Annotated in this window: 16 protein-coding genes and 1 tRNA gene; 12 read left to right on the plus strand and 5 right to left on the minus strand. The window is 65.9% G+C overall.

Features of this window, described 5'->3' with window-relative positions; translation table 11 throughout:
* The first annotated feature begins 30 nt into the window (after positions 1-30).
* From WG208_RS08990 to WG208_RS09010, 5 genes are all read left to right on the plus strand, one after another.
* Positions 31-621: an HAD-IIIA family hydrolase gene (locus tag WG208_RS08990; RefSeq protein WP_337171002.1), complete on the plus strand. Its 591-nt coding sequence runs from the start codon at positions 31-33 to the stop codon at positions 619-621.
* 30 nt (positions 622-651) lie between these two features.
* On the plus strand, positions 652-1437 hold the full coding sequence (purN, locus tag WG208_RS08995) for a phosphoribosylglycinamide formyltransferase (RefSeq protein WP_337171003.1): 786 nt from the start codon (positions 652-654) through the stop codon (positions 1435-1437).
* A gap of 51 nt (positions 1438-1488) precedes the next feature.
* Positions 1489-3018 (plus strand): bifunctional phosphoribosylaminoimidazolecarboxamide formyltransferase/IMP cyclohydrolase, encoded by a 1530-nt coding sequence (gene purH, locus WG208_RS09000; RefSeq protein ID WP_337171004.1) that lies wholly within the window; start codon positions 1489-1491, stop codon positions 3016-3018.
* 78 nt (positions 3019-3096) lie between these two features.
* Entirely contained in the window at positions 3097-4593 is a 1497-nt protein-coding gene (locus WG208_RS09005; protein WP_337171005.1) for a serine/threonine-protein kinase, read from the plus strand.
* Between the two features lie 2 nt (positions 4594-4595).
* Positions 4596-5774 (plus strand): hypothetical protein, encoded by a 1179-nt coding sequence (locus tag WG208_RS09010; protein WP_337171006.1) that lies wholly within the window; start codon positions 4596-4598, stop codon positions 5772-5774.
* 18 nt (positions 5775-5792) lie between these two features.
* On the opposite strand, the gene WG208_RS09015 is transcribed toward WG208_RS09010, so the two are convergent.
* Both WG208_RS09015 and WG208_RS09020 read right to left on the minus strand, forming a co-directional pair.
* Positions 5793-6209 carry a putative toxin-antitoxin system toxin component, PIN family gene (locus tag WG208_RS09015; protein WP_337171007.1) on the minus strand — a complete coding sequence of 139 codons (417 nt, stop codon included), beginning with the start codon at positions 6207-6209 and terminating at the stop codon, positions 5793-5795.
* Between the two features lie 14 nt (positions 6210-6223).
* Positions 6224-6526 (minus strand): hypothetical protein, encoded by a 303-nt coding sequence (locus WG208_RS09020; RefSeq protein WP_337171008.1) that lies wholly within the window; start codon positions 6524-6526, stop codon positions 6224-6226.
* 227 nt (positions 6527-6753) lie between these two features.
* Between WG208_RS09020 and WG208_RS09025 the strand changes: the two genes are divergently transcribed.
* The 3 genes from WG208_RS09025 to WG208_RS09035 are packed head-to-tail and all read left to right on the plus strand — an operon-like array spanning position 6754 to position 11484.
* Positions 6754-9090 (plus strand): DUF2723 domain-containing protein, encoded by a 2337-nt coding sequence (locus WG208_RS09025; RefSeq protein ID WP_337171009.1) that lies wholly within the window; start codon positions 6754-6756, stop codon positions 9088-9090.
* Between the two features lie 20 nt (positions 9091-9110).
* Complete coding sequence (locus tag WG208_RS09030) at positions 9111-10379, plus strand: amidohydrolase family protein (RefSeq protein ID WP_337171010.1); 1269 nt, start codon at positions 9111-9113, stop codon at positions 10377-10379.
* A 4-nt stretch (positions 10380-10383) separates the two neighbouring features.
* Positions 10384-11484, plus strand: coding sequence for a 6-bladed beta-propeller (locus WG208_RS09035; RefSeq protein WP_337171011.1), 1101 nt, complete (start codon positions 10384-10386; stop codon positions 11482-11484).
* A 60-nt stretch (positions 11485-11544) separates the two neighbouring features.
* On the opposite strand, the gene WG208_RS09040 is transcribed toward WG208_RS09035, so the two are convergent.
* A complete protein-coding gene (locus tag WG208_RS09040) occupies positions 11545-12309 on the minus strand; it encodes a Bax inhibitor-1/YccA family protein (protein ID WP_337171012.1) in 765 nt (254 codons plus the stop codon).
* Positions 12310-12359: 50 nt separating this feature from the next.
* Positions 12360-13367: a DUF1611 domain-containing protein gene (locus tag WG208_RS09045; protein ID WP_337171013.1), complete on the minus strand. Its 1008-nt coding sequence runs from the start codon at positions 13365-13367 to the stop codon at positions 12360-12362.
* A gap of 61 nt (positions 13368-13428) precedes the next feature.
* Here WG208_RS09045 and WG208_RS09050 point away from each other — a divergent pair, with 61 nt between their 5' ends.
* Positions 13429-13842 (plus strand): PaaI family thioesterase, encoded by a 414-nt coding sequence (locus tag WG208_RS09050; protein ID WP_345786980.1) that lies wholly within the window; start codon positions 13429-13431, stop codon positions 13840-13842.
* A gap of 161 nt (positions 13843-14003) precedes the next feature.
* A tRNA-Ser gene (locus WG208_RS09055) sits at positions 14004-14090 on the plus strand.
* A 95-nt stretch (positions 14091-14185) separates the two neighbouring features.
* On the opposite strand, the gene WG208_RS09060 is transcribed toward WG208_RS09055, so the two are convergent.
* The gene (locus WG208_RS09060) at positions 14186-15211 is read right to left on the minus strand and encodes a pyridoxamine 5'-phosphate oxidase family protein (protein WP_337171015.1); all 1026 of its coding nucleotides are present in this window, start codon (positions 15209-15211) and stop codon (positions 14186-14188) included.
* Between the two features lie 182 nt (positions 15212-15393).
* Here WG208_RS09060 and WG208_RS09065 point away from each other — a divergent pair, with 182 nt between their 5' ends.
* Positions 15394-16878, plus strand: a complete 1485-nt coding sequence (locus tag WG208_RS09065; RefSeq protein ID WP_337171016.1) for a hypothetical protein — start codon at positions 15394-15396, stop codon at positions 16876-16878.
* Positions 16879-16909: 31 nt separating this feature from the next.
* Positions 16910-18022 (plus strand): hypothetical protein, encoded by a 1113-nt coding sequence (locus tag WG208_RS09070; protein WP_337171017.1) that lies wholly within the window; start codon positions 16910-16912, stop codon positions 18020-18022.
* The last annotated feature ends 41 nt before the right edge of the window (positions 18023-18063 follow it).

Raw genomic sequence — 18063 nt, forward strand, 5'->3', positions numbered from 1 at the left:
AGCGATACGCACAGCGATACGCATCACGATATGCACGGCGACACGCGCCCGGCGCTCTTCATCGACCGAGACGGTACGCTGATCGCCGACGCGCACTATCTGGCCGATGCGGAGCGCGTGGCCCTGCTCCCCGATGCCGTGGCCGCGGTGCGGCGCGCGAACGCCGCGGGGGTGCCGGTCGTGATCATCACCAATCAGTCGGGTATCGCCCGCGGACTCATCACCGAGGCCCAGTACGCGGCCGTGCGCGATCGCACGGTGACGCTGCTGGCCGCCGGTGGGGCCACGGTGCTGGCCACCTATCACTGCCCGCATGCCGCCACCACTCCGGCCTCGTGTGACTGCCGCAAGCCGGGACTTGGCATGTATCGACAGGCCGCGCGTGAACACCAGCTCGATCTCGCGCGGTCCGGTTATATCGGCGATCGCTGGCGAGACGTGCAGCCGGCGATCGCCGTCGGCGGTGTGGGCGTGCTCGTGCCGGGTATCGAAACGCCACCAGCCGATGTCGAAACCGCACGATCGTCATCCGAGCCGCGTGTATTCCTGGCCGACCGGTTGCTGGAAGCCATCACGATCGCGCTCGCGGCAATCGGACCCATTCCAGCGCGGCCCCTGTAGCAGACCCGTCGGAATCGATAGTTTGGGACCATGACCGCCGCCGCCGACTCCGCTTCGTCGACATTGTCTCCCCAGGAGTCCCCGCAGCGGTCGCCGACCCGCATCGCCGTACTCGCATCCGGCGGCGGCTCCAATCTGCAGGCGCTGATCGATCATTTTGCGGGCCCCGGCGCATCGGCGGGCACCATCGTCTACGTCGCCTCCGACAAGGCATCGGCGGGCGCGCTGGCCCGCGCCCGGCAGTCCGGCATCACCACCGGCGTGGTGCAGGTGCCCGCCGATGATGAAGCGCTCGTGGCGCAGTTGATGAATGCCGGCGCCGAACTGCTCGTCCTCGCGGGCTATCTCAAGCTCATTCCCGCCGCGGTCGTGCAGACGTTTCGCGGTCGTCTGCTCAACGTGCACCCGGCGCTGCTGCCCGCCTTCGGCGGTCCCGGCATGTATGGCCAGCGCATTCACGCGGCCGTGCTCGAACATGGCGCCACCGTGACCGGTGTGACCGTGCACTTCGTCGACGAGCACTACGATCGTGGTCCCATCGTCGCGCAGTGGCCCGTGCCCGTCCTGCCCGCCGATACGGTGGCGTCACTGGCCGCCCGTGTGCTGCGCATCGAACATCGTCTGCTGCCGCTCTGTGCCGCCGCCGTGGCATCGGGAGCGATCGTGCTCGGCGACGACAATCGTGTGCATGGACATCTGCCCGTGCCCGTGAACATGGCCACGCACGACTGGCGATTCAGCGTGGCCCCCGATGGAGCCGACGATGCATCCACGTCGGCCTTCGGAGCCGATCTGGCGCGACTCTTTCCGCGCTGATCGGCTCCCTATGTTTCGTTCCTTCTGAGATCTTCGACCGGATATTCATACATGCGCGCGCTGCTCTCCGTTTCCGACAAGTCGGGTCTGTTGCCCTTTGCCCAGGGTCTCGCGGCCCGGGGCGTGGAACTCGTGTCCACCGGGGGGACGGCGCGCATGCTGCGCGATGCCGGCCTCGCCGTGAAAGACGTGAGTGAACTCACCGGCTTCCCGGAAATGCTCGACGGACGCGTGAAGACGCTGCATCCCGTGGTGCATGGCGGTCTGCTCGCGCGTCGCGATCTCCCCGAGCACATGGACGCCATCGCCGCGCATGGTATCGGTCCGATCGATCTCGTGGTGGTGAATCTCTATCCGTTCCGCGAGACGGCCGCGAAGCCCGGTGTGCATCCGGACGAAGTCATCGAGAACATCGATATCGGCGGACCGTCGATGCTGCGTTCGGCCGCCAAGAACTTCACGTCCGTATGGGTGATCGTCGACCCGGCCGACTACGCCAGAGTGCTCGGTGTGATCGAAGCCGGCGGTGACGATCAGTCGCTGCGCAAACTGCTGGCCGAGAAAGTGTATGCGCACACGAGCGGATACGACGCGGCGATTGCGCAGTGGTTCGCGCAGCAGCGTGGTGAGCCGTTTCCCGATCGCTATCCGCTGGCGTTCGAGAAGCAGCAGACGCTGCGGTACGGCGAGAACCCGCAGCAGCGCGCGGCGTTCTACGTGGAGAAGCCCGGCACCGGACTCGGCGCGCTCGTGCAGAAGGGTGGCAAGGAGCTGTCGTTCAACAACCTGCTCGACCTCGAAGGCGCCCTGCTGGCCATCGAGCCGTTCGGCGATCAGCCCGCGTGTGCGATCATCAAACACACCACGCCATGCGGTCTCGCCACGGGCAACGATGCACTCGACGCGTATCGCAAGGCGCTGGCATGTGATCCGGTGAGTGCGTTCGGCAGCGTGATCGCCTTCTCGGTGCCGGTGGATATCGCCGCCGCGGAAGCCATCTCCAGTTTGTTCGTGGAGTGCATTGTAGCGCCCAAGTTCGCCGACGAAGCGGTGGAGATTCTCGGCCGCAAGAAGAATCTGCGGGTGCTCGAAGGCAAAGCCACCTGGCCGGCGGGGACGATGGATCTCAAGCGTGTGCGTGGTGGTCTGCTGGTGCAGGATCGCGCGCCCGCGCCATCGGAGCCCGCACAGTGGCAGGTGGTGTCGTCGCGCCAGCCCACGTTGCAGGAGCAGCGCGATCTGCTGTTCGCGTGGAAGTCGGTGGCCAGCGTGAAGTCCAACGCCATCGTGCTGGTGCGCGATGGTGCGACCATCGGCATCGGCGCCGGTCAGATGAGCCGGGTGGACGCGAGCTTCGTAGCCGTGCACAAAGCCACGACCATCGGCCACGCCACCGCCGGTTCCGCACTCGGCTCAGACGCCTTCTTCCCCTTCCGTGATGGCATCGATCAGGCCGCCGCCGCGGGTGTGACGGCCATCGTGCAGCCGGGCGGTTCCGTGCGCGACGCCGAGGTGATCGCCGCCGCGAACGAACATGGCATCGCGATGGTGTTCACGGGGGAGCGGTTGTTCCGGCATTGAGGCGGATACGCCATGAGATCGACTTCCCGTCGGTCATTCTCATGGCGCTCCTCCCCGCCAGCACGCACTTTCTCCGCCATGCCGCCCGCTGTCCCGCCCGCACCACCAATAGCCGACCCCCTGCGCGATTCCCTTGAACGCGCGGTCGCGGGCCGCTACACGGTGCTTCGCGAACTCGGTCGCGGCGGCATGGGTGCCGTGTACCTCGCGCAGGATCTCTCGCTCGACCGGCCCGTCGCCATCAAGGTGCTGCCGCCCGAACTGGCGGTGCAGCCCACCCTCCGCGAACGGTTCGTGCGCGAGGCGCGGCTGGCCGGATCGCTGTCGCATCCCAACATCATCCACGTGCATGCGGTCGAAGAGCGGGGCGATCTGCTCGCCATCGTCATGCAGTACGTGGACGGAGAAACGCTCGTCCAGCGCATCGCACGCACGGGACCGTACGATCCGCAGGACGTGGCCCGGCTCATGCAAGACATCGCCTGGGCGCTGGGTTATGCCCACGGCCGCGGTATCGTGCACCGCGACGTGAAGCCCGACAATCTCATCATCGAGCGCGGCACGGGACGCACGCTCATCATGGATTTTGGCATCGCGCGAAAGGAGCAGGCCACCTCGCTCACCGAAGTCGGCCAGTCCATCGGAACGCCCACGTACATGAGCCCCGAACAGGCCGCCGCCGAAGACGTGGATGGCCGGAGCGACGTGTATTCACTCGGCTGCGTGGGGTTCTTCGCCGCCACCGGTCGACCGCCGTTCGTGGCGCCGAGCGCACACAAGCTGCTCATGATGCACCTGACGGAGGCCGCGCCGTCCATCGGCTCCGTGCGCGCGGGATTCCCGGAGAAATTCGACGCCATTGTCTCGCGGTGCCTGGCCAAGGAGCGCGGCGAGCGGTTCACCACGGCGGAAGCCCTCGCCGAGGCCATCGGCGATCTGCAGTTGCGCACACGCGAAGTCGCCCCGTTGCTCCGGCTGTTCCATCAGCAAACCGCGCAGTCGCTGCAGGCGCTGCTGACGCTCGTCCTGCTGCTCGTCGCCTACTGGGCGGCCAGACCGCAGGCCGATCCTGCGCTGGATCTGCTCGTCAGCATCCTGTTTCTCACCGTGAGCATCACCGTGGTGATCCACGTGTTCGACCGGGTGCGTTATGCCGTGCGACGCGGGTTCACCGTGCAGGACGTGCAGACCGCGTTCACGGCCATCGGCGACGAGATCCGCACCGCGCGGGAACAGCTCATGAGCGATCCCGCGGAACGACGGCGCAATATCCGTCGCCGCTGGTTCGCCGCCATCGCCGGCTTCACCGGCGGCGCGAGCTGGCCGATCGCCCTGTGGTGGCTCAGTGAACAGGGGACCGGCGGTGTGCGGCGTTTCACGGGCACCGGCGCGCTCACGCTGATCCTGGGCACGGTCTGCGTGGGCATCTCGATCGCATTCTGGGCCACGCGGCCTGTGCGGGTGACCCTGGCGCAGCGGATCGAGGGGCACTTCTGGAGCAGCCGCCCTGGCCGCTGGATCTTTGCGCGGGCCGAGCGGCGATATGCACGGGAAGTATCGCGTCGGAAGGAATGACGATGCGCATTCGCCGTGCGTTCTTCGCCTGCTGGCCGGCGCTGTTGCTCATGGCCTGCCAGCGCGAGCGCACGTCATCGGAAACGGTTCGATCCACCATACCCACGTGGACGCTCGACACGCTCGCCGTTACCGACATCGATGCGCCGGCAGACAACTCCCCACATCCGATCGCGCACCTCGGTGGCATGGCGCGTCTGTCCGATGGACGGTTCGTGATCATGGACGTGGGAGCGAGCGAGGTGCGCATCGTCGATGTCGCGCGCCAGGTCACATCGATCACGGGTCGCCGTGGAGATGGTCCCGGCGAATTCCGATTTGCCCGAGACGTGGGCGTATGCACCGGCGATTCCATCGCGGTCTTTCAGGCAGGTCGTCTCTCCCTGCTCGATCCGAAAGGTGCATTCGCGCGAAGTGTCACGGTGCCACCTGCAGCGGGCACCAATGAAACGCCCATCGCGATCGACCGACAGGACTGTATGCGGTCGCTGTGGCTGCGCAGAAGTCCCCTGCCTCTCGATTCCACGGGTTGGCTTGGTCAGCAACACGAGTTGCTGTGGCGATCGGGAGCGGACACGCAACCGGTGGCGCGCTATGCAGGCCTCACGCGCTACCGTACGCAGGTGGACGGTCAACCGGCCATGCTCTCCATTCCGTGGTCGGGCAGTCCCGCGGTGGCCGTACACGATGGCGTCGTGGCTCTGAGTACGATGGGTGGAAGCACCGTGCGTTTCTTTGCAGGGACATCCGCGCCGCGCGACATCACATGGAATTTGCCATCCATGCACGTGACCACTGCCGATTTGCAACGGTACGACAGCACGCGCACGGCCTGGATCGCCGAAGAGCCACGATATGCCACGTCACTCGTGCCGTCGGTATCGCTGCCAGTCACTCCCACCGTGAAGCCGCCCATCGCCACCATGCTCATGGCGGAATCCGGGGACATCTGGGTGCGCGCCTACCCCACCGGCACCGATGGGCTCGATCAGGCTGCGCGCAGTCGCGGCCACACCGAACAGTGGCACGTCATGCGACCCGATACGGAGGCGCCCATCGCTGCGATCGCGATCCCGACGGCCTTCCGTCCGAAAATCGTCACCGCCGACACCGTCTTCGGCGTGTGGACCGACGACGATCGAGGGCAGATGGTGCGGGCGTTTCCGCTTCGGCATCGTTGAGTCATTCGGAAGTATTCGTCAGGGATACTTGGGCCGCCGCAAGCGATCCATGATCTGCCGGGGCGTCCGCGCCACTACTCCATACGGACGCGCGTCAATGAAATGTCTGATGTTGCCCGTGATGAGCACATCGGCACGCCCACTGATCGCGACCTCCACGAACGGAAGATCGTCGGGGTCCGGCAATGCGACGTGATGCGGCCGTGCGATCACAGGCTCGGCGATGGTATCGAGCACGTCCAACAGCATACGCCGTTCCTTCGCGTCAAATCCGAAAGAAGGTCGCGATGTGACCTCATCGTATTCCGCCATGATGCGGGAATCGATTAGCAGATGCAGATCGCCTCGAAGAATCGATTGCACCACTTCATCCGGAGCGCCACCGCCAGTCACCATGGCCGAGACGAGCACATTGGCGTCGAGCACCACACGCATGGATTGTCGCCGGTTCAGCGTTCCGTAGCCCGTCGCTCCTTTCGGGCGAGCGCGATTTCGGCATCGATCTGCGTGCGGCTCAGCCGGCTCGTTCCCTCGACACGGGACTTCGCCTGCAGACGCTGCAAGGCCAGCAGCGCCCGCCCCCGTTGCCATGCGGCCTTCACGGTCTCCACATCGCCATCGTCGACAGGAATGAGCAGTGCCTTCGCCTCGCCATCCGCGACGAGGGTGAGCGGTTCGCCCTCGGCGAGTCGCTCATAGACACGGCCGGGTGTGTTCCGGAGATCGCGATAGGTAACACTGCGAGAGGACATGGGACACATCGCTACATGATGGCTACAAAATGGCTACACAAGCAAAGATGGCGCCCCAGGACCCACCAGACAATCCCGCCGTTCTGTCCTCGATTCCCGAAGCGAGAACGACTGGCTGGGAAGGAGTCCGCTCCGGTTGTGCCCTCCCCTTCCCCCGGCGAACTTTCAGGATTGCCAAAGCCCGGGCCCGCCTCCGGTTCCGGGTGCCACACCCTCCGTCCTGGTTCATGAACGTCGCAGCCACCGCCACCCAGGCGACGGCCCGCACCACGAGCGCGCCGCGCTCCAGTGCCGCCGACCTCGACTACCGCCCGTCCTATCTGGCCGCCGCCATCGCGGGGCTGGTGACCTTCCTGCTCTACGTGGTCACCCTCGCCCCCACGACGTCCATGTGGGATACCAGCGAGTACATCGCCGCCGCCTACGTGCTCGGCCTGCCCCATCCTCCAGGCAATCCGTTCTTCGTGCTGATCGGCCGGGTGTTCAGCATCCTGCCCATCGCACCCACGGTGGCCATGCGCATCAACGTGCTGGCGGCGCTCTCCAGTGCCGTCTCGGCGGCGTTCTGGTTCCTCGTCACCGAACGCGTACTCGTGCAGTGGATGCCGCGCCGCTGGCAGCGCATCGTGGGTGGGTCGCTGGCCGTGCTCATCGGCGCCACGGCGTTCACGGTGTGGAACCAGTCCGTCGTCAATGAGAAGGTCTACACCGTCTCGCTCGTCGGCCTGGCCTTCATCTGCTGGCTCACCGTACGCTGGTGCGACGATCCCGAAGGCCCCGTGGCCGATCGTCTGCTGGTGCTGATCGCCTATCTCTGCGGCCTCGGATACACCAACCACATGGCCGGCATGCTGGCCGTGCCCGCCGTGGGTGTGGCGGTGCTCATCCGCCGTCCGCAGACGGTGCTCCGCTGGAAGCTGCTCGTGGCCTGCGCCGTGGCGCTCGGATTCGGCCTCACGCCGTTCGCCACGCAACCCATTCGCGCGGCGCATTTCCCCGCCATCAACGAAGGCGAACCCACGGGATGCGCCACCGAACTCAAGGCGGAGTGCACGTTCAGTCAGCTCACGTACGACCGCTTCATGTACAACTTCAATCGCGGTCAGTACGGCAAGCCCGAACTCGGTGAACGCCAGGCGCCGTTCACCGCGCAGCTCGGGATGTACTGGATGTACTTCAAGTGGCAGTGGCTGCGCGACGCCTACAACGAAAGCCCTGGCGCACAGAACGGTCTCGCCGTCTTCTACTTCATCCTCGTCCTGCTCGGTGGATGGATGCACTACAAGAAGGACCGACGAAGTTTCTGGTTCTTCGGCCCCCTGGTGTTCACGATGACCCTGGGGCTCATCTTCTATCTCAATTTCAAGTACGGGCATTCGCAGGCACCGGAGCTGGGGGACTCGGTCCCCCGTGAAGTGCGCGACCGTGACTACTTCTATCTCTGGAGTTTCTCGGCGCTCAGCGTGTGGGCCGCGTTGGGCATGTTCTATCTGTGGGAGACGGTCGCCACGCTTTTCGGCTCCGACGAAGTGCGTCTGGGCAAGGAGACCGTGCTGGAGCCGCGTCCGCGCAGCTTCGCTCTGGCCTCGCCGCTGCTCGCGGTGGCGTTCATCCCGCTCTTCGGCAACTGGACCCAGGCCTCGCGTGCCGGTCAGACCGACACAGGCGACTTCGCCCATGATCTGCTCAATTCGGTTGAGCCCTATGGCATCCTCATCACCGTGGGCGACAACGACACCTTCCCGCTGTGGTATGCGCAGGAAGTGGAAGGCATCCGCAAGGATGTCATCGTCGCCAACACCTCGCTGCTGAACACCGACTGGTACGTGAGACAGCTCATCCGTCGTCCGCCATCACCGTACGAAGCGGACAAGGGGCCGGCGCTCTATCGCAACATCACCGCGACGATGCCCACGGGTTCGCCGGTGAAGATGACGTTCGAAGAAGCCGACGCGCTGCCGCTGGCCATCCAGACGCCGCAGAACGCCGCGTTCGTCAAGGGGGAGATCGTCGCGCAACCGCGCACACCGCAGCTCATGAAGTCCGATCAGCTCGTCTACTTCATGATCCGTGACGCCTTCCCGCAGCGGCCCATCTACTTCAGCCGCACCGCGGGTGGCTACCCGTACGAACTCGGACTCGAACGGTATGTCGTCACGCAGGGCATGGCCAAGAAGCTCATGGACAAGCCCGTGGAGCCGTCACCGGACATCATGATGGTGCCGGGTGAAGGCATCATGGACGTGAAGCGCAGCTACGAGCTCTGGAACACGGTCTTCACCGCCAACAAGTCGCTCGCGAAGCGCAACGGGTGGGTGGACGATGCCTCGGTCGGCATTCCCGATCTCTACGTCATCAGCGGCATCACGCTGGCCGAAGCGCTCGCACAACTCGGACAGACGGCGCGCTCCGACTCGGTGTATCAGCAGTCCAAGGATATCGCCACGGCCATGCGCCGTGCACAGGTATTCGGCTTCGACCGTCAGCCTTCGCTTCCGGTGACACCGGGTGCGGACACGGCCGCGCAGCAGCTCCTGCTGCCGCCGGCCGGCGACAAGAAGTGACCCGGATCGGAGGAGTCTTCGTGCGTCGTTCACTGCCTTGCTCATTGCATCGCTCGCGTCCGCGTTCGCGTCCGCATTCGCTGCCTCGTTCACGCGACATCGTTGGTGGGGCGATGCTGACCGCCCTGGCGTTCCCGGCGCTGCTCGCCGCTCAGGGATTCCGTGGTGGCACGCAGATCAAACCGGGCGAGGAGTGCCCCGCCGGCATGACGGAAGTGCGCCCCCGTACCTGCCTCGCGCCCGAGAAACCGGCGCCGAGTATCGTGGACTATCGCCCCAAGTCCACGCTCAAGGTGCCGGGCGCGATGAACATGAAAGCGAAGTTTCCCGTGGTGGATTTTCACGGGCACCCGTCGGGGCAGCTGGGCAGTGTCGACGCCATCGAGCGCATGGGCCGGTCGCTCGACTCGCTCAACGTGCGCCTGATGATCGTCGCCAACAACGTGTCGGGTGAGCAGCTCACGCGTGGGGTGGAGCTGGTGAAGAACACGCCCACGATGAAGGACCGGGTGCGCTTCCTCACCGGTATCAACTTCAACGGGGTGGGCACGCCGGAGTGGGCGGCCAGAGCGGTGGCGCAGCTCGAAGCCGATGCGAAGGCGGGCGCCGTGGGGGTGGGTGAGATCAGCAAGAGCTTCGGACTCACGGTGAAAAAGGCCGATGGCTCGCGTCTCAAGCTCAACGACCCGGAACTCAAGCCGGTGTGGGAAGCCGCCGCGCGCCTCAAGCTGCCGGTGTTCGTGCACACGGCCGATCCACAGGAGTTCTTCCGCGAGGTCGACAACACCAACGAACGCTGGCTCGAGCTCTCGCTCTTTCCCGAACGCCGGTATCCGCAGGATCGGTATCCGAGCTTCGAGCAGCTCATGAATGAGCGGGACAGTCTCTTCCGCGCCAATCCGAAGACGACCTTCGTTACCGCGCATCTGGGCTGGCACGCCAACGATCTCGGTCGCCTGGGCAAGATGTTCGACGAGATGCCCAATCTGCTGGGCGAGATGGGCGCCGTGCTGTACGACATCGGTCGCCAGCCGCGCGCGGCGCACGACTTCTTCATCAAGTATCAGGATCGCCTGCTCTTCGGCAAGGACAGCTATCAGCCGGAAGAGTATCCGTACTACTGGCGGGTGTTCGAAACGCGGGATGACTATTTCGACTACTACCGCGACTACCACGCCTTCTGGAAGCTCTACGGCATCGACCTTCCCGATGAGGTGCTGAAGAAGATCTACTACAAGAACGCGTTGCGTATCATGCCGGCGATTCCAACGGCCGGGTGGCCGAAGTAAACGCATGAAACCGGCGTATCGAAGCATCACATCGCTCGCGGCGGCAGCGCTGCTGCTCGCCTGTGGAGCGGCGGAGGAGTCGGGAAGCACCACCGTGCGGAAGGGAGAGATCGTCCAGCTCCCGTCTCCCGTCGACATGCTGGATTCGGTGGTGCTCCGTGACAGCGCCAATGCGTTCATCGCCGAACCGGCGGGTGTGGCGATGAATGGCGCCGCGATCTACGTCACCGATGCCGGCTCCTCCAGCGTGTTGCAGTTCGATCGCGACGGCGGATTCGTCCGCCGCATCGGTCGGCGCGGACGGGGTCCCGGTGAGTTCTCGGCGCCCGGGGCCATGGCCACGATCGGCGACACGCTGCTGGTGGTCTCCGATGTGGGCACGGGGAGGATTTCCCTGTTCGACACCCGCACCGGTCAGCTCGTGCTGATCAAGCGGTTCCCCGGTGCGCCCTTCACGATCAGTGCCGTGGGTGACACGCTGCTGGGTGGCACATACGACGCCATGCAGATCAATTCGATGTTCCGGACCACGCTGAACGACAGCATCGGTCAGGTCATGGGGCCGGTGTCGCCCGACTACACGAATGGTCAGCGCGTCAGGTTTTCTTATCCGTTCTCCGCGGCCGCCCTGCATACCGGTGGTGCCATCGTGGCCATGGTCGGATCGCGCCGGATGTATCGCACGGATGCACAGGGTTCGGCCACGGATTCCATCGAGCTCGCATCACGGGTCAGGCGCGGGGTCCCGCAGGATCTCGAACGCGCATTGGCCGACGCCAGGGATCCGGCGAGTCAGATGCTGCTGGTCTCGATCCTCACGGCGCTGTCCCGCATCGATTCGTCGACGGCCATGGTGCATGTGGATTTCAGCCCGAGCGACCGGAGTGTGTCGGGCAAGGCGTATCTGTCGCTGGTCAACTGGCCGCTGCATGCGCAGTGTGTGGACGCGGAGATCCCGCTGGCGCCCGACACACGGCCGGTGTTTGCTTTCCGCAACGACACGCTGATCTCGGTGCAGAACGTGGTGACGGGCACGGATTCGCTCACGTCCTACACGCGCCTGCAACGGTTCCGGGTGCCGGCATGCGGGAGCGGTTCGCGCTGAGTGTTCCGGCGACCACGCCTGCACACAAACGACACGGCCTGCATCAGGGCATGACGCCCGTCAGTCGTTGTTGCGTCCCTGCAAACGCGAGAGCAGACGCAGCAGCTCGAGATAGAGCCAGATGAGCGTGACCAGCAGGCCGAACGCGCTGAACCACTCCATGGTCTTCGGCGCGCCCATGCGCACGCCCTCTTCGATGCGATCGAAGTCGAGCACGAGATTCAGCGCGGCCACACCGGCGATCACCAGATTGATCACGATGGCCAGGGTGCCATTGGACGTGAAGTACCCGATGTTCACACCGAAGAAGCCCAGCACCATCGAGCCCACATAGAAGAGCATGATGCCGACCATCGCACTGATCATCATGCGACGAAAACCGGCCGTGGCCCGGACCACCTTGAAGTGGTACAGCGCAAACACCCCGGCGGCCACGCCGATGGTGAGCAGCACCGCCTGCTGCGGCAGGCCGGCGAACCGGGCGTTGTACAGCGCCGAGATGGCGCCGAGCAGAATGCCTTCGAGTGCCGCGTAGATGGGCGCCGTATAAGGTGCCGTCTGCGGCTTGAACGTGGCGATGAGCGCCACGATGAATCCACCGATACCGCCCACCAGCATGGCCGGCATGACGAGATCGGTGCGCCCGGCCGCCACCTTCTGCCAGACCAGGGCCGCCGAGAAGCTGAGCACCGCCAGCAGGATGAGGGCTTTGGTGGCGGTCCCCGACACCGTCATGGTATCGGAGCGGGTACCGGCGATCGCGGAGTTGACGGTGGCACGGGTCGCATCGGCGAACCGGGCAAGCATCGGATTGTTGGAGCGCATGGCAGTGTTGAGAGGGACGGGACTGATGCGACCTCGGGGCCGCACCCAAATCATACACCAAGTAACCGGGAAACGATCAGATCCATGCCCCCGCGCAGGGGGTCGCAGACCGGGACGCCCATCTCCTGCTCCACCTGCGCCCGGTATCGCGCCCAGGCCCCGTCGTCCAGCGAGGAGGAATTGATACTCACCCCGGCCAGCCGCACGTTCCGGTTCGTCACGCGGGCGTTCACCAGGTACTGCTCGGCGGCCACGGGCAGTGGCGGAATGGGAAAGTCGGGGCGGTATTCGATGGTCTTGCGGGTGGGGTCATGGCACAGCACCAGAAAATCCGGCTGGGAGCCATGCAGCAGACCGAGCGTCACGCCGGCGTAGGCCGGGTGAAACAGCGACCCCTGCCCTTCGATCACATCCCAGTGATCGGGATCGTTGGCGGGCGACAACACTTCGGCCGCGCCGGCGATGAAATCGGCCACCACGGCGTCGATGGCGATGCCGCTGCCGGCGATCATGATGCCCGTCTGTCCGGTGGCGCGAAACGTGGCCTTCTGCCCCCGGGCCTCGAGGGCGCGGGTCAGGGCGAGGGCCGTGTACTTCTTGCCCAGCGCACAATCGGTCCCCACGGTGGCCACCCGCAGGCCCGGTCGCGGGAGGCCGGTGCCGGCGGGAAAGGTGGTATCGCTGTGACGGACATCGTGCAGCGTCACCCCATGGCGCGCCGCGGCCGCCACCAGCGAGGAAAACGACGTGAGCCGCGTATGCATGCCGCTCACGATATCCATGCCCGCCGCGATGGCGGCTTCGAGATCGGGCAACCAGCTGTCGGGGACCTTGCCCCCCACCGACGCGATGCCGATGACGAGACTGCCCGCGCCCTGCGCCGCCGCTTCGGCGGGCGAGCACCGCGGGAGTCCCACGCTCACCGCGGCGGTGGGAAGACTCCATTCGCCCACGACATCGGCGGGGCACCAGTCGCGCAGACCGCATGCGGTCTTGGCATCGGTGGGATGCTGCGCGTCCCCCAGATACAGCAGATACGGCTTGCGAAGTTGCGGCATGCCGAACGCTACGTCCCGACTGGGGATGCCGCCACCATCGGGCTCCGGATACTATCCGGACATGCCCGATCTCGCCGAACTGCAAGCCCGCGTCACGCGCGGACTTCCCGGTCTGCTCGGCATCCGCATCACGAAGCTGGTGCCGAATGCCCTGCACGCCGAACTCCCGTTGCGTCCCGATCTCATGGCCGTGAACGGCTATCTGCACGCCGGCACGGTGGTCTCGCTGGCCGATACGGCGGCGGGCTTCGGATGTGTCGCGCACTTGCCGGAGGGTGCCGAGAGTTTCACGACCATCGAACTCAAGACCAATCACATCGGCACCGCGCGTGACGGCACGGTGGCCTGCGTGGCGCGCCTCGTGCATGGCGGCCGCATGACGCAGGTGTGGGACGCCGAGGTGACCCATGTGGAGACCGGCAAGATCATCGCGCATTATCGGGCCACGCAGATGATTCTGTATCCGCGGGGATGACCGGAGGGTGAGGGCGCATCGATGTCCGATGCGCACGATGATGTGCGGGGACGTGCAGCGATGTACGGTATGTGCGGGATGTGCGGGCCACGGAAAGCGCTCCCGCTCCGGCCCGCGGCATTCTAGGTTTATCGGTATTGCCACCGACGGGTGGTGTATGAGGGGAGATGGTCGAGTGGTTTAAGGCTCCGGTCTTGAAAACCGGCGAACCGGCAACGGTTCCGTGGGTTCGAATCCCACTCTCCCCGCTTTCACGGACCCCTGATTCGCGAATCCCGCGGATCAGGGGTCTGTCACGTCATGGTTCGCTTCACCGCCTACATAGTTCCGGCGTACGTCGGTGTCAGTAGAGATTGTCCCGATAGTCCTTCTCGAGGCCCTTTCTGAAGAGAGCCTTCGCACCCGGCACGGCGAGCGCGGCACTCGCGAGTTTCGCCGCGAAACCACGCTCGCGATTCTGCTTGATGTGCTCCATGAACAACCTGGCCGGCTCGATCTCGTGCGTCTTGGTCGCAACCGGCCAGAGTCGGGCACGGGCGAGCGCGGCGCTGGTGTGCAGATCGAGGTGACTCGTCTCCACACGCACGGCGAGCAGCGGTGTCCGGTCCTGCACAACGAAGTGCGACCGCGCCGTTTCGTCGGTGGTGAGTTGCGCGATTCCCCGCAGAAACATCACCCGGTCGGAACCGGGAATCAGCACGGCGGCCGCGACATGCGGATGTGCGAGAATGTTGCGGAAGCTGTCGACGCGTCGATTGCCCGGCCGGTCCGCGAACCAGAAGGTGTCACCCTCGAGGCGAGCCATGCGGCCAGCGGGATCCCCTTTGGGACTCAGGTCCGCACGTCCTTCCGCATCGATCGTCGCCAGCGCGACGAAGCGGCTCGCGGCAATAAACGACGTTCGATCGACGGGTGCATCGACGATGGGAGCGGCCTCCCACCACTGCGAGCGGATGAGCGCCTTGGCACAATGGCCGTAACACTCATGAACGGCGACAACGATCTCATTCGCATCGGCACTCGTCACGCGACCGTTGACACGCAGTGTCTCCCCGAGACCGGGGATCAGAAACAGCGAACCGAATGCCATGCCGGCACGAATCGTGGCGGGACGATCGAGCAACGTCGCAGGCAGACACAATCGGTGTGCATCGGCACGTGCGAATCCGGCCGTACCGCCGCCGAGTGTCATATCGATACTCCATGCGTCCCCATAACCGGCGAACATCAACGGAGCCGCGGCGATCCAACGCAGGGCCCCTGCATCGAGATGATCGATGACCTTGAGGTGCATCGCGCCGGGCATCTTTCCAACGACCCGTTCCAGTGCCTCGACGTCGTCGATGCTGCTGCCGATCCTGTCCGTCATCGGAGTGTCCGCATGTCGTATAGCTTCCCGCCACGGCCCATGGGATCAAGTTGCGAGATGTACCTACGCTCACTTGCGGGTGCTGCACCGGTTGCATATTGGTAGAAATCGGATCCTTCACCCGGCGCATATCGGAAGCAGCTCCCGGCGCATCCGCACTCCCATTCTCCAATGAGTCCCGCATGACCCATTCCCCGCCATCGCACCGCTCCCGGTCTTCCCGGCGCGCCGCGCTTTTCATCGGCGCATTGCTGGCTGCCGCATCGGTGACGCCGTCGCTCAGCACACCGCTGGACGCACAATCGGCACCGGTCATCGAGACCTCCGTGCCGTTCGATTCGGCGGGGCGTATCACGACGATCACGCCCACACTGGCCGCCCGCCTCGGTCTTGCGGCGCCGGTGTGGCCCGTGACCGGCGCCTTCCGCGAAGCCCGCATCTACCGTGGCGACAACGGGACCATCGTGCTCGCCGTGCAGCGCATGGATGCCACCGTCGCACGTTTCACGCTCGACGAGACGGCCGTGAGCACCCTGCGTCGGGGCGTCGACGCAGGTCTGCTCGCCGTGGGGCGCAGTCAGGACCGGCTCGTGGGAGCGGCCACCGGTCTCGAGGTCTCGCAGCCGGCCGGCAACATCTTCGTGCGCAATCAGACGTTTCTCGGACTCGCGGCCTATGGGCCGGCGGCGGCCGCGATGCTCAGCGATCAGGGGGGTCCCTCGGCCGCCGGAGCGTACTTCCTGGCAGCGGGCGCCTCGTTTTTCGTGGCCGCGCGCACGGTCCGCAACCGCACGGTCACCCGCGCGCAGGCCCTGCGCTCGGCCCACGGCGGAACCCGCGGTGCCGTGGTGGGCCTGGGGATCGCTGCCATTGCCGACGCCGACGGAGCGCCGGCACGGGGCGCCGCCGTGCTCGCCGGCGCCATCGGCGGGACCGTGGCCGGTTATCTGCAGGCCCGTGGGCTCAGCGACGGTGAAGCCGCCAGTGCGGGGTTGTTCGCCGACCTCGGCGCCGTCACCACGGTCGGCATCGCGGCCGCGAGCGGCGTCTTCAAGGGCCGTACGGTGGAGGTTCGGGAGCAATATCCCGGTGGGGAGTACATCTACCAACGCACCGACAACAGCCTGCGGGGCCCAGGCAAAGCCGCGGTCGGCGCCGGCATCGGCGCGGGCATACTCGGATATGCGCTGGGTCCGCGGTATGCCCGGCTGGCGAGCTACAACGTCACCTCCGGCGATGCCAGTATGGTGATGACCACGGCGTTGCTCACGGCCGCCGGCTTCAGCGCCACGGCCAACAAGGGGAATGACCGGGCGGCCTACGGCGCGGCGACCGCCGGTCTCCTGGCCGGCGCGCTGCTGGCGGATCGCGTCTTCGTCCGTCAGGCCGACCGCAGCAATGCCGACGGCACACTGGCACAACTCGGCGGGCTGGCCGGCGGGCTCATGGGCGTGGGTGTGGCGGCCATGGCTGACGGCGAGCAGCGGGCCCTGCTCGGACTGGGAAGTGTGGGTGGTCTCCTGGGGCTGCTGGCCGCCGACCACCTCATCGCGCCTGCCGCCGACGCAGGACCATTGCGGGGGGTCCTGCAGCGTCAGTCGTCGGACGGCGATTCACGCTTCTCGCTGTCCGTGGGGCCGGTGACGTCGTTGCGCATCACGTTCTGACCGGACGGCCGCCACGGAGCTACCTTGGCGCATGATCACTGAAAAGGTCTCCGTTCGTCATCTCGCGTACACCCTGCGCGGCGTTGCCGGTCTCCTGCTGGCAGCCCTTCCGCTTCCCTTGCAGGCGCAGCGGGCCGCCGCTGGCAGCGCCCCCCGCATTACCGAGCAGCAGAGTGGCGTGACGCAGCTCATCCAGGCCGTCCACGCCACCAGCGCCAATGTGGTGTGGGCATCGGGCCCCGGCGGGACCGTGCTCCGCACGCTCGATGGCGGCGCGACGTGGCAACGCCGCATGACACCCGCCGGCGATTCGCTGCAGTTTCGGGACGTGCACGCGCTCAACGCCGATACGGCCTGGGTGCTGTCCATCGGCAACGGCCCCGCCTCGCGCATCTATCGCACCGTCGATGGGGGGACCACCTGGGCCCTGCAATTCATCAATCGCGACAGCACTGCGTTCTACGACTGCATGTCCTTCGGCACGCACGATCAGGGCATCGTCTTCGGTGATGCCACCGCCGATGGCACGCATATCCTGCGCACCACCAACGGGGGCAACACGTGGTCGCTGCTGTCACGTGATGTCGTCCCGGCGCCGCTGCCCAGTGAAGGTGCATTCGCTGCGAGCGGACTGTGCGTCATGCACGCCGATGCGCGCACCGTGTACATCGCCACAGGTGCCCCGGGAGCACGCCTCTTCAAGAGCACCGATGCCGGCGCGCATTGGACGGCCATGGAAACCCCGTTCGTGCGCGGCAAGGTGGCCGGATTGACCGGGCTGTCGTTCATCGGCACGCGCGGTGTGGCCGTGGCCGCGGACATCGATCGTCTGCGCACCGATACGTCCAGCAAGGTGGTGGGTCTCACCAATGACGGTGGACGCACCTGGTCACTCACCAATCGCCCGGCCCTGCCCGGCGCGCTCTCCGGCGTGACGCTCGTGCCCGGTGCGGACCGCGATGTCACCGACGTCATCGTGGCGGTGAGTTATGGCGGCGCTTCGTATACCACGTCAGCGGGTCGCGAATGGACCACCATCGCCAACGTGGTGACCACCGGCATCAGCGCTCACGACCGCACGGTGTGGATCGGCGGTGCCAACGGCCGGATCTGGCGACTCGATTTTCCCGCGCCGGCACGCTGATCACCCCACGCTGATCACCCCACGCTGATCGCCTCACGCTG

It is taken from the genome of Gemmatimonas aurantiaca (assembly GCF_037190085.1).
Taxonomy (GTDB): Bacteria; Gemmatimonadota; Gemmatimonadetes; order Gemmatimonadales; family Gemmatimonadaceae; genus Gemmatimonas; species Gemmatimonas aurantiaca_A.

Excerpts from the sequence above, each read along its gene's own strand:
- purN (WP_337171003.1), top strand. The coding sequence starts at position 652 with ATGACCGCCGCCGCCGACTCCGCTTCGTCGACATTGTCTCCCCAGGAG.
- WG208_RS09015 (WP_337171007.1), bottom strand. The coding sequence starts at position 6,209 with ATGCGTGTGGTGCTCGACGCCAATGTGCTCGTCTCGGCCATGGTGACT.
- WG208_RS09010 (WP_337171006.1), top strand. The coding sequence starts at position 4,596 with ATGCGCATTCGCCGTGCGTTCTTCGCCTGCTGGCCGGCGCTGTTGCTC.
- WG208_RS09040 (WP_337171012.1), bottom strand. The coding sequence starts at position 12,309 with ATGCGCTCCAACAATCCGATGCTTGCCCGGTTCGCCGATGCGACCCGT.
- WG208_RS09045 (WP_337171013.1), bottom strand. The coding sequence starts at position 13,367 with ATGCCGCAACTTCGCAAGCCGTATCTGCTGTATCTGGGGGACGCGCAG.
- WG208_RS09065 (WP_337171016.1), top strand. The coding sequence starts at position 15,394 with ATGACCCATTCCCCGCCATCGCACCGCTCCCGGTCTTCCCGGCGCGCC.
- WG208_RS08990 (WP_337171002.1), top strand. The coding sequence starts at position 31 with ATGCACGGCGACACGCGCCCGGCGCTCTTCATCGACCGAGACGGTACG.
- WG208_RS09060 (WP_337171015.1), bottom strand. The coding sequence starts at position 15,211 with ATGACGGACAGGATCGGCAGCAGCATCGACGACGTCGAGGCACTGGAA.
- WG208_RS09070 (WP_337171017.1), top strand. The coding sequence starts at position 16,910 with ATGATCACTGAAAAGGTCTCCGTTCGTCATCTCGCGTACACCCTGCGC.
- WG208_RS09005 (WP_337171005.1), top strand. The coding sequence starts at position 3,097 with ATGCCGCCCGCTGTCCCGCCCGCACCACCAATAGCCGACCCCCTGCGC.
- WG208_RS09025 (WP_337171009.1), top strand. The coding sequence starts at position 6,754 with ATGAACGTCGCAGCCACCGCCACCCAGGCGACGGCCCGCACCACGAGC.
- WG208_RS09050 (WP_345786980.1), top strand. The coding sequence starts at position 13,429 with ATGCCCGATCTCGCCGAACTGCAAGCCCGCGTCACGCGCGGACTTCCC.
- purH (WP_337171004.1), top strand. The coding sequence starts at position 1,489 with ATGCGCGCGCTGCTCTCCGTTTCCGACAAGTCGGGTCTGTTGCCCTTT.
- WG208_RS09020 (WP_337171008.1), bottom strand. The coding sequence starts at position 6,526 with ATGTCCTCTCGCAGTGTTACCTATCGCGATCTCCGGAACACACCCGGC.
- WG208_RS09035 (WP_337171011.1), top strand. The coding sequence starts at position 10,384 with ATGAAACCGGCGTATCGAAGCATCACATCGCTCGCGGCGGCAGCGCTG.